We start from the raw sequence: 13,676 nt of genomic DNA on the forward strand, positions 1-13,676 counted from the left end.
GAACAAAAGGCGCAATACAAAAGCCTATCCACATGTGAATAGTTTGTGCATAGGCCTCAAGTTATACAGACTGAATATTTGGTTGTTAATAGATGGTTCAGGCAGTTACGTTTTTCACTTTTTCAATCAGGCTGTGGACAATTTTGTAGAGCTCCTGATCGGTCTTCAGTGCTACAGAAATTTTCTCATGCGCATGAATGACTGTCGTATGGTCACGGCCGCCGAAAGCCTCGCCGATTTTGGGTAATGAAAAGTCGGTCAGCTCGCGTGACAAATACATCGCGATTTGACGCGGATAGGCGACCATTTTGGTACGTTTGCGTGCTTTAAAATCCTCCATCTTCATCCCATAAAATTCTCCAACCTTCTGCTGGATATCCTGGATCGTGATGACACGTGGACGACTGCTTGGCATGATGTCCTTTAAAGCTTCAGCTGCGAGATGGGACGTAATATCGGCATTAATCAATGATGAGTAAGCAACGACGCGGATTAATGCACCCTCAAGCTCCCGAATATTCGTATCGATTTGATTGGCTATGTACACCATCGCTTCTATAGGAACCTCAAGATTGTCTGCCTTGGCTTTCTTGCGCAGGATAGCAATCCGGGTTTCCAGGTCGGGCGGCTGAATATCCGTAATTAATCCCCATTCAAAGCGGGATCTTAATCGTTCTTCGAGCGTTGGGATCTCTTTGGGAGGCCGGTCACTGGAAATAATGATCTGCTTACGTTCCTCATGAAGAGCATTAAAGGTGTGGAAAAACTCCTCTTGCGTTCCTTCTTTACCAGCCAAAAATTGAATATCATCGATCAGCAGCACGTCAATATTGCGATATTTGTTGCGGAAGCTTTCGCCGCGGTTATCCCGTATCGCATTGATAAATTCGTTTGTAAACTTTTCGGACGAAATATAAAGAACCTTGGCACGCGGGTTATGCTCGAGAACAAAATGTCCGATCGCATGCATCAAATGTGTCTTTCCCAGTCCCACACCCCCGTACAAAAACAAAGGATTGTAGGCTTTGGCCGGTGCTTCTGCAACAGCAAGCGAGGCTGCGTGGGCAAATCGATTACCTGAACCTATGACAAACGTATCAAATGTGTATTTGGAATTCATCATATGACTGAAGGTTTCTTCAGGAACAGCAAGCGTAGATTGTGCACTGGATTGCGCCGAAGAGGGGGGAAGATCAACGTTTTTGTCTTCCTCGGATTCGATAATAAATTTGACATCTGTAGATTTCCCATTGTAATCCACGATGGTATCTCGAATCAGCTTGGTGTAACGATTTTCTAGCCATTCGCGGGCAAAGTTGTTAGGGGCACATATCACAACCTTGGCATCATTAAAAGTTACGGCTCTTGTGGATGTAAACCAGGTCTCGAAACTTGGTTTACTAAGCCGTGTTTGAATAATGGAAAGAACTTGCTGCCATTGCTCGTTAGGATGGCTTTCCACAATCTGTTCACTCCTTTGGAAATTAAGCGATGTGGCGTAAGCCGGAAAATGTATATATTAAAATTATCGGAATCTGTCGAATATTGTCCACAGTGTGCAAGGTACATCTAATAACTTATACATAAGCCAAATACTTGTGCACAAAGATATCCACAGCATGTTGATAACATTATCATGAAAAAGTGGCTATCCACAGGGAGGGCATAACCATAATATCAAAATTTGTAGGCATTATCAACGTATTGTTTAGAATTATCCACATTGTCTATAGCTTGTGTGTAAGTTTTATCAACAGCACTATATATTGTTAGTACCCTGTGATTAAATCGACAGAAGGTGTGGAAATCTTTAATTTTTATACACAGCTCGTAATTTTCGACTTAAAAGTTGTTCACCCGCCTGCAAAATACGCGGTTTTATTTAGATTGACTTTTCTAGCGATTATGTGGTTTAATATTAAGAGGTATTTTTGGGAATGCTTTTTCCTCAAGGAGGTGCAGGATAGATGGGTCCTACGTTTAAACCGAATACTAGAAAACGCAAGAAGGTACACGGCTTTCGCAAAAGAATGAGTTCCGTGAACGGTCGTAAAGTATTATCTGCTCGTCGTTTAAAGGGTAGAAAAGTTCTAAGCGCGTAATACAAGAGGCCACTCATCAGGTGGTCTTTTTTGTTGTTCAGATAACTACATGTATAATGGAATGAATGGAATCAAGGCGCAACGATCCGGAAGTAATGGAGAGCTGAATGTGGATAGAGAACATCGTCTAACGAAGAGAGAATATTTTGACAAGGTATATCGCGGAGGAAAGTCGGTGGCTAACCACCAGTTTGTGCTCTATTCCTATACCCGGGCTCGGCAGCCATCTTTTCGCCTGGGCATCTCGGTCAGCAAAAAGCTGGGTAATGCCGTAGTTCGTAACCGGATTCGCCGCATGATCAAGGAAATTGTCCGGCTGAATGCTCCCAAAGTAATGGGTGGCTATGACTTCATATTGATTGCTCGCAAACCCGTAGTCGGGATGAAATATAAGGAAATGGAAAAATGTATTTTGCATGTGTTAATGCGCGGCTCTTTACTCATAAGAAAGTAGAAAGCTGCATTTCTTTTTTGGGGTGAGATATGCTATAGTTTATTATTGGAAAAGAACATTTAGGAGGATTTCATTTTGACCCGTCGATTAGCTAAATATTGGCCGCTTTTTTTCGTCTTTTTACTGCTTGCTGGATGTACGCCGGCAACAACTAAAATCGACCCTACCAATAGTTTTTGGGACAAGTATTTCGTAGGTCCTTTGGCTGATGTTTTGGATTGGTTTGCGGCAGCACTATGGGGACAGTACGGATTGTCCATATTGGTTGTTACCATTATTATTCGTTTGATTATATTACCGCTTACGCTGAAGCAGTACAAAAGCTCCAAACGGATGCAGGATTTACAGCCTGAGCTCAAAAAGTTGAAAGAGAAATACAAGGACGATGCTAAAAAACAGCAGGAAGAAACGATGAAGCTGTTTCAAAGCAATGGTGTTAATCCATTAGCCGGTTGTTTTCCGCTAATTGTGCAGATGCCGATCCTGATTGCTTTATATAACGCGATTATGCGAAACCACTCGATTGCAGAGCATTCCTTCCTCTGGCTTCAATTGGGAACAAAAGATCCTTACTATATTCTACCGTTACTCGCTGCGGTCACTACCTTCTTCCAACAGAAGATGATGTCATCGCAAATGACTCCACAAATGCAAAATCTGATGTTCATTTTCCCGGTATTGATTTTCGTAATGGCAATGAATTTTGCTGCTGCCCTTCCATTGTATTGGGTATTCAGTAATACGTTTACAATCGTCCAATCGTATTTCATTTATAAAAAACCTAAAATACCTCAAAATAATAAGGGTGGCCTGACAAAATGAAAAAATTGTTGGTTACGGGTAAATCGATTGAGGAGGCCGTGCAAAATGGCCTTCGTCAATGGAATACCACGGAGGATCGGGTAAAAATTGTTGTGCTTGAACAACCCTCTCGAGGGTTGTTTGGCCTAATAGGAACCAGGGATGCGAAAGTTGAGCTGGAGCTTATTCCTGATGCTGTTGAAGAAACCATTTATTTTTTACAGGATGTCTTTCGTACCATGAAGCTTGAAGTAAGAATTGAAAAAAAGCTGGATAACGAAAATTTGGAGCTTCATCTATATGGGGCTGATTTGGGGATACTGATTGGCAGAAGAGGACAAACCTTGGATGCCCTGCAATATTTAATGAATATTGTAGCTAATCGATATTCAAGCACTCATATGCGAATCGTACTGGATGCGGAAAATTTTCGGGAGCGCCGGAAAAAAACGTTAGAGGAATTAGCCGATCGATTGGCTGAGAGAGTCATTCGAACCAAAAAAGAGGTTATTCTCGAACCGATGTCACCCCATGAGCGGAAGGTAATTCATGCCCAGCTGCAGGATCATGCCAAGGTCCGTACGTTCAGTAGAGGTGAGGAACCGAATCGAAGAGTCGTAATCGTATTCAGATAAGGTGAACTGCTGCAATGATGTCATCGTTATGACTCATTGCTTTTTTTTAATAGATTTTCTTTAAGTTTGGATTGCTAAGTATAAGATATTAGAAGTTGAGGTGTGAATTATGATCCAGGATACGATTGCTGCTATTTCCACTCCAATGGGAGAGGGAGGTATTGCCGTTATACGCATAAGCGGCGATGAGGCGGTTGCGGCGGCGGATCGCATTTTTTTTGGTAAAAGCGAATTAGGTGCAGTGCCTTCACATACGGTACATTATGGTTTTATTAAGCATCCGCTCACACTGGAACGAGTGGATGAAGTGCTGGTCACAGTCATGAAAGCACCCAAATCATTCACCATGGAAGATGTGGTGGAGATTAGCTGTCACGGCGGATTTATTTCGGTAAAAAAAGTGCTCGATCTGCTGTTAGAGCAGCAGGTACGATTGGCGGAGCCAGGTGAATTTACAAAGCGTGCCTATTTGAATGGACGTATTGATCTGTCACAGGCCGAGGCAGTCATTGATTTGATTCGAGCCAAATCGGATCGTGCCCATCGTATTGCCTTGAAGCAGGCCGAGGGCAGTCTCTCTACGAATATCAAACTGCTGCGACATAATCTGGTGGAATTGATGGCTCATATCGAGGTCAATATCGATTATCCCGAGCATGATGTGGAAGAGATGACCAATGCGTTTATAACTAACAGCTGTACCCAGGCGCTTGGCAAGATCGAGCAATTGCTGAATACGGCGAATCAGGGTAAAATTTTGCGTGAAGGTATTGTTACGGCGATTATCGGGAAGCCCAATGTCGGAAAATCTTCGCTCATGAATACACTTGCCCAGGAAAATAGAGCTATCGTCACTGAAATTCCAGGGACAACGCGTGATGTTATTGAAGAGTTCGTTACGGTTAATGGTATTCCATTGAAACTGCTGGATACAGCCGGCATTCGGGAAACCTCGGATATTGTTGAGCGAATTGGTGTGGAGAAATCGAAAGGCGCTCTAGCGGATGCGGATCTGATTTTGCTCGTGTTCAACGGTTCGGAAAAGCTGGAGTCTGATGAGCTGAGCTTGATCGAGCAGCTGAAGGATAAGCAAACCATCGTAATCGTGAACAAGCTTGATTTGCCGCAGCAGATTGAGAATGACATACTGGCTGGCCATTTTCCAGCTGAGCGTATTGTCATGATGTCGCTTCTGGAACAGCAGGGGATTGCTGATTTGGAAAAAGCTATAGCTAGCCTATTTTTCAGTGGGCAGGTAGAATTAAACGATCAGACCTATGTAAGTAATGTACGTCATATAGCTTTGTTGAAAAAAGCGAAAATCGCGATAGATGATGCTTTTGAGGCTGCTGGTGCTGGGGTCCCGATAGATTTGATTCAAATTGATATTCGCAATGCTTGGGAATACCTGGGTGAAATTATTGGTGATTCTGTCGGTGAGTCGTTGATCGATCAAATTTTTTCGCAGTTTTGTCTTGGTAAATAAAGCTATTCTTTCAATTATGCTTACTCGGGTAAGCGATTCTATAGAACGATTTAAGGAGGTTTATGATGAGTTATATTGCAGGAAATTATGATGTCATAGTTGTTGGCGCGGGTCATGCCGGCTGTGAGGCGGCTTTGGCGGCAGCAAGAATGGGCTGTGAAACCTTGATGATTACGATCAACCTGGATATGGTTGCGTTTATGCCATGTAATCCTTCCATAGGTGGTCCGGCTAAAGGTCACGTTGTGCGTGAGATTGATGCTCTTGGTGGAGAGATGGGTCGTAATATTGATAGAACTTATATACAAATGCGGATGTTGAATACAGGAAAAGGTCCGGCTGTACATGCGCTGCGTGCACAAGCAGACAAATTCCTGTATCAACACACAATGAAGCAAACGATGGAAAATGAACCGAAGCTGACCCTTCGTCAAGGCTTGGTTGAAGAATTGATCGTTGAGGATGGTGTCTGTAAAGGTGTCATCAGCAAGACAGGCGCACAATATTTGGCAAAAGCAGTAGTTGTGACAACCGGAACGTATTTGCGCGGCAAAATTATTATGGGTGAATTGATGTATGAGAGTGGGCCGAACAATCAGCAGCCTGCTGTCAAGTTGTCTCATTCCCTGCGGGAGCATGGTCTCGAGCTTGTTCGTTTTAAAACAGGGACACCTCCGCGTGTACACAAGGACTCGATTGATTTTGACCAAACCGTTATTCAACCAGGGGATGAAAAGGTGCGTTTTTTCAGTTTTGATTCCACTGAGGAAATACCTGATCAATTGCCTTGCTGGCTGACCTATACAACGGAACAAACCCATCAAATCATTACAGACAATTTGCATCGGGCTCCTATGTTCTCCGGCGCAATTGAAGGAACGGGGCCCCGTTATTGCCCTTCCATTGAAGATAAAATCGTTCGATTTAACGATAAGCCAAAGCATCAAATTTTTCTTGAGCCGGAAGGGCGCAACACTTCAGAATATTATGTTCAAGGCTTGTCCACGAGCATGCCTGAGGATGTGCAGTTAGAAATTCTTCGTTCGATACCTGGTTTGGAAAAGGTTGAAATGATGCGTACAGGCTATGCGATTGAATACGATGCGGTTGTTCCAACACAGCTGAAACCATCATTGGAAACAAAGGCGGTTGCCGGTTTATTTACAGCTGGACAAATCAATGGTACGTCCGGTTATGAGGAAGCGGCAGGTCAAGGCGTGATGGCTGGGATCAATGCAGCCCGCAAGGTACAAGGCGAAGAAGCTATTGTGCTGGATCGCTCAGAAGGCTATATCGGCGTATTGATCGATGATCTGGTGACGAAGGGAACTAACGAGCCTTATCGACTGCTGACTTCGCGTGCCGAATACCGTTTGCTGCTCAGACATGATAATGCAGACCAAAGACTAACGCCGATTGGCTATAAAATTGGATTAATTCCCGAGGCGCGTCATCAGCGTTTCCTTGAAAAGGTACGTCTTATTGAGGATGAAGTAGAACGTTTAAAATCGGTTAAAGTGAAGCCGGCAGACATCCAGGAGCTTTTGATTTCGATAGGCAGTGCGGAAGTGAATAACGCGATCGATCTGCTTTCCTTGCTGCGACGTCCAGAGGTAGCTTATGCGCATATTCACCAAATGTCTCCAGCACCTATAGAGTTATCCGATGAAGTAACGGAGCAGGTCGAAATACAAATCAAATATGCAGGTTATATTGATAAGCAATTAATTCAGGTAGAACGACTTCGCAAGATGGAGAAAAAGAAAATTCCGGACGATATTAATTATGAAGAAGTATACGGAATTGCAACAGAGGCTAAGCAAAAGCTAATGAAAATTCGCCCGCTTTCGATTGGTCAGGCATCCCGAATGTCTGGTGTAACGCCAGCAGATATTTCCGTACTACTAGTTCACCTGGAACACTATAACCGAGTATTGGCGGCTAGAGGATAGATGACAATGGATCTGATACAAACCCGTTTCCGAGAACAATTGGCCATGAAAAATATAGAATTAAGCGAACATCAATGTTCTCAATTTGAAACTTACTTTCATGAGCTTGTTACTTGGAATGAAAAAATGAATTTGACTGGTATAACTGATAGAGAAGAAGTATACGTAAAACATTTTTACGATTCTCTGTCAGTTTCTTTTTTTGTTTCGATGCGTGATGTGATGCAGATGGCTGACATAGGCTCTGGTGCAGGATTCCCAAGTATTCCTCTGAAAATCATGTTTCCACATATGAAAGTGACAATCGTTGATTCTTTAAATAAACGCATTCAATTTTTAAATCATTTGACTGCTGCTTTGGGGCTAAGTGATGTAAGCTGTGTTCATGGCAGGGCTGAGGATATTGCGCGGCTGCCGGAGCATCGCGATCGATATGACCTTGTAACTGCAAGAGCAGTCGCAAAGCTGGCTGGATTGAACGAGCTTTGCTTGCCTTTTGCCAAAGTTAACGGCACTTTTGTAGCGATGAAAGGAAGCGATTTTCAACAGGAATTGGATGATTCTTCCTATAGCCTGAATGAGCTTCGCGGCAAATATATTTACACCCGAAGCTTGGAATTACCTGATGCCGAGCATTCATCCAGAAATCTTTTATTCATACGGAAGTTTGCTCCTACTCCGAAATTATACCCGCGTAAGGCAGGTACACCATTGAAAACGCCATTGATCAAATAATGTTCCACGTAGAACATATGAATAACAATATATTATTCACATAGTTGGCCTCGGGCTGGCAGGAAAAAGGATATGACTAGAGAATAATTAATAGTAAGGCAATGCAGATGTCTGGGTAAACTTTGATGCAAATAAAGATCGGATGGTAATTGAATGAAGGAACAACTTTCGAAATTGTTTGGATTTACGGAAAAATCATCGTCAGATGAAATTAGAAATATTTCCATCCAAGATATTGTCCCAAGTCCATATCAGCCCAGAACTATTTTTGATGATGAGCGGATTGAAGAATTGTGCCAAACCATTAAAACCCTCGGAGTTATACAGCCGATCATTGTTCGAATTCGGAATAATGTGTATGAGTTGATTGCTGGGGAACGCAGATGGAGAGCCGTTACAAAGCTCGGACTGGATACGATTCCTGCTATTGTTCGAGATTTCAATGATTCGCAAGCTGCATCTATTGCATTAATTGAAAATTTGCAGCGTGAAGGCCTTACTGCGATTGAAGAGGCTAGCGCTTATCAGCAGCTTATCGACTTGCATCATTTGACGCAAGAAAGTCTTGCTCAACGAATCGGGAAAAGCCAGTCCACGATAGCTAACAAAATCCGTCTGTTAAATCTAAGTGAGCCTGTTAAGCAGGCTTTAATGGAACGTAAAATCACGGAGAGGCATGCGCGTGCTTTATTATCTTTAAGCCAGGAAGAACTGCAGCAGAAAGTTTTGGATGAAATTATTACCAAGGAGTTAAATGTTAAACAAACAGAAGCGAGAATACAGCTTTTAAAAGAAGTAGTTGCAGTCAAAAAAACAAAACGTGTATCCTTCTCCAAGGATGTTCGGTTGGCTTTAAACACGATTAGACAATCCGTGGATATGGTCACGTCTTCAGGTCTGCAAATTAATACCTCGGAGCAAGATTATGAGGATCACTACGAAATAGTTATCAAAATTCCTAAAAAATAATGGTTTGTTCCAAACTTCTTTGTTATGCAGCTTTGCTTTAAGGGGCAGATTTCGTGTGTATGTTTTTCATTTAGATACTGAGGTGAACAGATTTTGGCTAAGATTATTGCAATTACAAATCAAAAGGGTGGGGTTGGTAAAACGACTACATCGGTAAATTTGGGTGCCTCACTGGCAGCATTAGGCAAACGGGTACTGCTCGTCGATATTGATCCACAAGGAAACACGACAAGTGGTATCGGTATTAATAAAGCCGATGTTGTTTATTGTATCTATGATATGATTATCAACGATATTCACCCTAAAGATGTTATGGTCGATACGAACATACCGAATTTGAAAATCATTCCGGCTACGATTCAACTGGCAGGTGCTGAGATTGAATTAGTTCCTACGATCTCCCGTGAAGTGAGATTGAAAAAGTCTTTGCAGCTGGTTAAGCATTTATTTGATTATATATTGATCGATTGCCCGCCGTCACTTGGCATTCTTACCGTTAATTCTTTGACTGCTGCCGATTCGGTTATTATTCCCATTCAATGCGAGTATTATGCGTTGGAGGGATTAAGTCAGCTGTTGAATACGGTTCGTTTAGTGCAAAAGCATTTGAACACAACGCTGCAGATCGAAGGCGTATTGTTGACAATGTTTGACGCCAGAACCAATTTGGGTATGCAGGTGATTGAAGAGGTTAAGAAATATTTCCAACAAAAAGTATATAAAACCATTATTCCACGTAATGTCAGGCTGAGTGAGGCGCCGAGCCACGGTCAGTCGATAATAACCTATGATCCTCGTTCTAAAGGTGCTGAAGTGTATATGGAACTTGCGAAGGAAGTGATCAGTTTTGAGTAAACGTCTTGGAAAAGGATTAGATGCACTTCTACCTGCGCTTAGTATTAATGATGATGATAAGGTAATGGAAATTCCATTATCACAGCTCAGACCGAGTCCTTATCAGCCTCGTAGAAATTTTAATGATGAATCGATCAATGAGCTGGCTGCTTCTATTAAGGAGCACGGAATTATTCAACCGATTATTGTAAGAAGTGTTCTGAAAGGCTATGAAATTATTGCAGGCGAACGTCGCTTCAGAGCCTCTCAAGTATGCGGGTTAGCTACGGTATCTGCTGTAATAAAGAAGTTTACGGATCAACAAGTGATGGAAATTGCTCTGATTGAAAACCTGCAAAGAGAAGACTTGAATGCTTTGGAGATCGCTATCGCCTATCAAGCTTTAATTGATCAGTTTTCTTTGACTCAAGAAGAGCTATCCGTTAAGGTTGGGAAAAGCAGATCGCATATTGCGAATTTTTTGAGACTGCTGCAATTGCCTGATGAGGTAAAACAGTATGTTTCACGTGGAACACTTTCGATGGGTCATGCAAAAGCCATTATTGGTTTGAAGGATGCGAAGCTGATTCGTGCTTTAGCTGAAAAATCAATTAAAGAGCAGTGGAGCGTTCGTGAGCTGGAAGAAGAAGTGAAACGACTTGAGGATAAACCGGAAACAGCAAAAGCCAAATCCAAGTCGAAAAAAAGTGATCCTTATATCAATGAGTTGGAAGAAAACTTAAGAGAATTATATAGTACAACGGTAAAAATTAAGCATAACAATAATAAAGGCAAGATCGAATTGCTGTATTACTCTAAGGATGATTTGAACAGGCTGTTAGAGATCCTGCAAGGGAAGATCTCTTAATTATTCCTGACGCCAGGATTATATTGTTGATGTTTAGTGCCATGAACTGAGTAAGCTTCCTGTGTGACTTCGTGATCAAAAGGGGACTTTTTGAACAACCTTTAGAAATGGTTCAGTGTGAAATCAATCATGATAACATAGGTAGCATACCTGATTATTGCCATCTCGCTTGGGCAAAATAGGTATGCTACTTTTTGTAAAAGGAGAGTGTTTCGGTTGAACGTTGCTTATTTCGATCATGCCGCTTCATCCTGGCCTAAACCGCCAGAAGTATTGCTGGCGATGCAGGAATGTATGCTGCATGCTGCAGCCAATCCGGGGAGAGGCAGTCATCAAATGGCTGTTAAAGCAAGCCGGATTTTATTTGAAACTCGTAAGCAGCTGGCTAAGCTATTTAAAATCAAAAATCCGAATGATATTTCGTTTGCTTTAAACACCACGATGGCACTAAATCAGGCAATTCTTGGCTTCCTAAAAGAGGGAGATCATGTGATATGTACCTCGGTAGAGCATAATTCGGTTCGCAGACCGCTTGAATATGTGAAAAGAACACGTGGTGTGCAGATTACTTATGTGCAAACCAATTCCAAAGGCGAGCTTAGCCTTGATAAAGTGAAAGAAGCGATTACGAATCGGACTTCCCTTATGGTATGCAGTCACAGTTCAAATTTACTTGGCAATATCCTGCCTGTAGCGGAATTAGGTGAGCTATGCAGAGGAAAGGGGATTAAATTGTTGGTTGATGCGGCGCAGTCGGCTGGAACCCTTGATATCGATGTTGGGAAGATGGGCATACACATGCTGGCTTTTCCCGGACACAAGAGCTTGTTGGGACCACAAGGGACTGGCGGATTATACATAGAACCGGAGCTCGAGCTGGAGCCGCTGCTGTTTGGAGGTACAGGCAGTCAGTCAGAAATGATTGAGCAGCCGAACGTACGTCCGGATCGATATGAGTCGGGTACTCAGAACACAGTCGGTATTGCGGGGTTAGGCGAAGGTGTGAAATTCGTGCTGAAAGAAACAGTAGCACAAATACATGACAAAGAATGGGCTCAAACGCAGCAGCTCATGGCATCATTAATGGAGATTGAAGGGGTACAGCTATTAGGTCCGGATCTTGGGCAAAATAAAACCGGAATCGTTTCTTTTACTATTCATCAAACGGATTCCTCGGAAGTTGCTTTTATTCTCGATCAAACCTTTAATATTGCGGTTCGTGCCGGTTATCACTGCACACCGCTTGCTCACGAAGTTGCAGGAACTCTTGAACGTGGTGCGGTACGGGCAAGTATCGGTTATTTTACAACGGATGAAGAAGTGGATCGACTGGTTGCAGCCGTCAAGGAAATTGCCAAGCATATGAAATCATAAAGCTAGACAGACTTGCAGGGGGAATTAACATGGAAAATCTGGTACAATTATTAGATGTGAGACTGCTTCTGTTGGCATGCTCCGTCCTTATTCTTGTATTTTTGATTGTGGTTATTATATTATGGAGCAAGTTAAACAAGCTTCGCAAAATGTATCTGAGTATGCTGAATGGCAGCGGAACGCTGAACGTCGAGGAGACATTAATTGAAATTCAACAAAACAATGCGGTGTTAAAGCAGGAGACAGACAATGTACAGCAGCAAATGGATGCTATCGTTGGACAAATGAAAAAAATGAAATCAAATTTGGGCGTCTACCGCTTCAATGCTTTTGCAGAGAGCGGCAGCGACCAGAGCTTTTCTATTGCATTAGTGGATGATGAGCAGGACGGTGTGGTCATATCAGGTATTCACAATCGGGATGAAACCTATGTATTTGCCAAGCCGCTGGAGCGTGGAACTTCCAAATACATGCTTTCACCGGAGGAAAAGGAAGCTATCCTTCGATCTGGGCAAAAGAAGTAGCTGTAAACCGATTGAGACTGCTGAGCGCGACCTGAAACGATTGTGCAATAACCTCGGCCATATTGACGACCAGGCTAAGTCTTGTGTTTTGCAGTACAAAATATTCCATAAATCCGCCGACATTCACAATGCCTGTTATGTGCATATTGCCAACTGGTGGAAGATCCTTATTAACGCCTGCACCAGGCTTGACAGGGCCGTTGCCGATTTGGATGCAGCCTACACTTGCCAGCTGTCCTAAACAAGCATCAATGGCTATAATAAAGGGGTTGTGGTGGAGCTGCTGGATGGACTCGAGTGTATCCTTTAAATTTACAGCGTGTACGGGTTGGTCAAGTGTCCCATAGAGGTGGACGCCGTGCAAGCTTTGCTTTTCCAGGTATGAGCCGACCAGAGGTCCCAACGAATCGCCTGTAGAACGGTCTGTACCTACACAAATAATGAGGATGGGCTGATGGCTGGGGATTTGTCCCAAGATCGAATAAAGTCTTTCTGCGAGTGTGTCAATCGTGTTGATGTCTGAATGTAATACCTTAATATTTTCAATCATTTGAGGGCTTGCAATCTCTCTACGAAAAGGCAATGTCATCTTATAACCTCCGTATCTTTATGAAAGAATGATATTTTTATTAGTATACGGATAGTGATGGTAATTTATACGTAACTCCATAAATAATGGGGGAGGAATCCACATGCTGCTGATGGCATTTGACTCCACACAGCAGGCGCTGCGTGCCGAGATGCTGCTAGAATATGCTGACATTGAAAACGATATGTGTCCGACTCCCAAACAGATTACGGCAGGCTGTGCATTGTCATTGGAGTTCCCTGAGGACGACCTGGACCAAGTGAAGCAAATAGTGAGCGAAGAAAATGTAGAGATCCGTGGTATTTATATGAAAAAAGAAGACTATTATGTTGAGGTATAAGGTGGTTTGACAG

The 13,676-nt window shown here is 42.8% G+C and carries 15 protein-coding genes; 13 read left to right on the top strand and 2 right to left on the bottom strand.

Going from position 1 to position 13,676, the window contains the following annotated elements; all coding sequences use genetic code 11:
• Positions 1 to 97 precede the first annotated feature (97 nt).
• Positions 98 to 1,462 (bottom strand): chromosomal replication initiator protein DnaA, encoded by a 1,365-nt coding sequence (gene dnaA, locus NST47_RS01255; protein ID WP_218639068.1) that lies wholly within the window; start codon positions 1,460 to 1,462, stop codon positions 98 to 100.
• A gap of 505 nt (positions 1,463 to 1,967) precedes the next feature.
• Here dnaA and rpmH point away from each other — a divergent pair.
• The 12 genes from rpmH to NST47_RS01315 all read left to right on the top strand — a co-directional run bounded on the left by rpmH (position 1,968) and on the right by NST47_RS01315 (position 12,734).
• On the top strand, positions 1,968 to 2,102 hold the full coding sequence (gene rpmH, locus NST47_RS01260) for a 50S ribosomal protein L34 (RefSeq protein ID WP_076237591.1): 135 nt from the start codon (positions 1,968 to 1,970) through the stop codon (positions 2,100 to 2,102).
• Positions 2,103 to 2,211: 109 nt separating this feature from the next.
• Positions 2,212 to 2,556: a ribonuclease P protein component gene (gene rnpA, locus NST47_RS01265; protein ID WP_262683320.1), complete on the top strand. Its 345-nt coding sequence runs from the start codon at positions 2,212 to 2,214 to the stop codon at positions 2,554 to 2,556.
• 75 nt (positions 2,557 to 2,631) lie between these two features.
• Positions 2,632 to 3,378: a membrane protein insertase YidC gene (yidC, locus tag NST47_RS01270; RefSeq protein WP_341153595.1), complete on the top strand. Its 747-nt coding sequence runs from the start codon at positions 2,632 to 2,634 to the stop codon at positions 3,376 to 3,378.
• Complete coding sequence (gene jag, locus NST47_RS01275; protein ID WP_076237589.1) at positions 3,375 to 3,992, top strand: RNA-binding cell elongation regulator Jag/EloR; 618 nt, start codon at positions 3,375 to 3,377, stop codon at positions 3,990 to 3,992. The genes yidC and jag overlap by 4 nt, the downstream gene beginning before the upstream one ends.
• 109 nt (positions 3,993 to 4,101) lie before the next feature.
• Positions 4,102 to 5,478 (top strand): tRNA uridine-5-carboxymethylaminomethyl(34) synthesis GTPase MnmE, encoded by a 1,377-nt coding sequence (gene mnmE / locus NST47_RS01280; RefSeq protein WP_341153596.1) that lies wholly within the window; start codon positions 4,102 to 4,104, stop codon positions 5,476 to 5,478.
• Positions 5,479 to 5,543: 65 nt separating this feature from the next.
• Entirely contained in the window at positions 5,544 to 7,430 is a 1,887-nt protein-coding gene (gene mnmG, locus NST47_RS01285) for a tRNA uridine-5-carboxymethylaminomethyl(34) synthesis enzyme MnmG (protein ID WP_341153597.1), read from the top strand.
• Positions 7,431 to 7,436: 6 nt separating this feature from the next.
• A complete protein-coding gene (gene rsmG / locus NST47_RS01290) occupies positions 7,437 to 8,165 on the top strand; it encodes a 16S rRNA (guanine(527)-N(7))-methyltransferase RsmG (RefSeq protein ID WP_341153598.1) in 729 nt (242 codons plus the stop codon).
• A gap of 153 nt (positions 8,166 to 8,318) precedes the next feature.
• Positions 8,319 to 9,134, top strand: a complete 816-nt coding sequence (noc, locus tag NST47_RS01295; protein ID WP_076237586.1) for a nucleoid occlusion protein — start codon at positions 8,319 to 8,321, stop codon at positions 9,132 to 9,134.
• 93 nt (positions 9,135 to 9,227) lie between these two features.
• Entirely contained in the window at positions 9,228 to 9,989 is a 762-nt protein-coding gene (locus tag NST47_RS01300; protein ID WP_076237585.1) for a ParA family protein, read from the top strand.
• Positions 9,982 to 10,836 carry a ParB/RepB/Spo0J family partition protein gene (locus tag NST47_RS01305; protein ID WP_076237584.1) on the top strand — a complete coding sequence of 285 codons (855 nt, stop codon included), beginning with the start codon at positions 9,982 to 9,984 and terminating at the stop codon, positions 10,834 to 10,836. Before NST47_RS01300 ends, NST47_RS01305 begins: the two co-directional genes overlap by 8 nt.
• Before the next feature lie 216 nt (positions 10,837 to 11,052).
• A complete protein-coding gene (locus tag NST47_RS01310) occupies positions 11,053 to 12,210 on the top strand; it encodes an aminotransferase class V-fold PLP-dependent enzyme (protein ID WP_341153599.1) in 1,158 nt (385 codons plus the stop codon).
• Positions 12,211 to 12,239: 29 nt separating this feature from the next.
• Positions 12,240 to 12,734 (top strand): DUF4446 family protein, encoded by a 495-nt coding sequence (locus tag NST47_RS01315; RefSeq protein ID WP_341153600.1) that lies wholly within the window; start codon positions 12,240 to 12,242, stop codon positions 12,732 to 12,734.
• On the opposite strand, the gene yyaC is transcribed toward NST47_RS01315, so the two are convergent.
• On the bottom strand, positions 12,706 to 13,323 hold the full coding sequence (gene yyaC / locus NST47_RS01320; RefSeq protein WP_341153601.1) for a spore protease YyaC: 618 nt from the start codon (positions 13,321 to 13,323) through the stop codon (positions 12,706 to 12,708). The genes NST47_RS01315 and yyaC overlap by 29 nt on opposite strands.
• Positions 13,324 to 13,426: 103 nt before the next feature.
• Between yyaC and NST47_RS01325 the strand changes: the two genes are divergently transcribed.
• A complete protein-coding gene (locus tag NST47_RS01325) occupies positions 13,427 to 13,663 on the top strand; it encodes a DUF3343 domain-containing protein (RefSeq protein ID WP_076237580.1) in 237 nt (78 codons plus the stop codon).
• The last annotated feature ends 13 nt before the right edge of the window (positions 13,664 to 13,676 follow it).

Origin of the sequence: Paenibacillus sp. FSL H8-0034 (assembly GCF_038000305.1) — a bacterium.
Taxonomy (GTDB): Bacteria; Bacillota; Bacilli; order Paenibacillales; family NBRC-103111; genus Paenibacillus_S.

Coding starts and splice junctions, on each gene's coding strand:
- rpmH (WP_076237591.1), top strand. CDS start 1,968: ATGGGTCCTACGTTTAAACCGAATACTAGAAAACGCAAGAAGGTACAC.
- jag (WP_076237589.1), top strand. CDS start 3,375: ATGAAAAAATTGTTGGTTACGGGTAAATCGATTGAGGAGGCCGTGCAA.
- mnmE (WP_341153596.1), top strand. CDS start 4,102: ATGATCCAGGATACGATTGCTGCTATTTCCACTCCAATGGGAGAGGGA.
- mnmG (WP_341153597.1), top strand. CDS start 5,544: ATGAGTTATATTGCAGGAAATTATGATGTCATAGTTGTTGGCGCGGGT.
- rsmG (WP_341153598.1), top strand. CDS start 7,437: ATGGATCTGATACAAACCCGTTTCCGAGAACAATTGGCCATGAAAAAT.
- noc (WP_076237586.1), top strand. CDS start 8,319: ATGAAGGAACAACTTTCGAAATTGTTTGGATTTACGGAAAAATCATCG.
- NST47_RS01315 (WP_341153600.1), top strand. CDS start 12,240: ATGGAAAATCTGGTACAATTATTAGATGTGAGACTGCTTCTGTTGGCA.
- yyaC (WP_341153601.1), bottom strand. CDS start 13,323: ATGACATTGCCTTTTCGTAGAGAGATTGCAAGCCCTCAAATGATTGAA.
- NST47_RS01325 (WP_076237580.1), top strand. CDS start 13,427: ATGCTGCTGATGGCATTTGACTCCACACAGCAGGCGCTGCGTGCCGAG.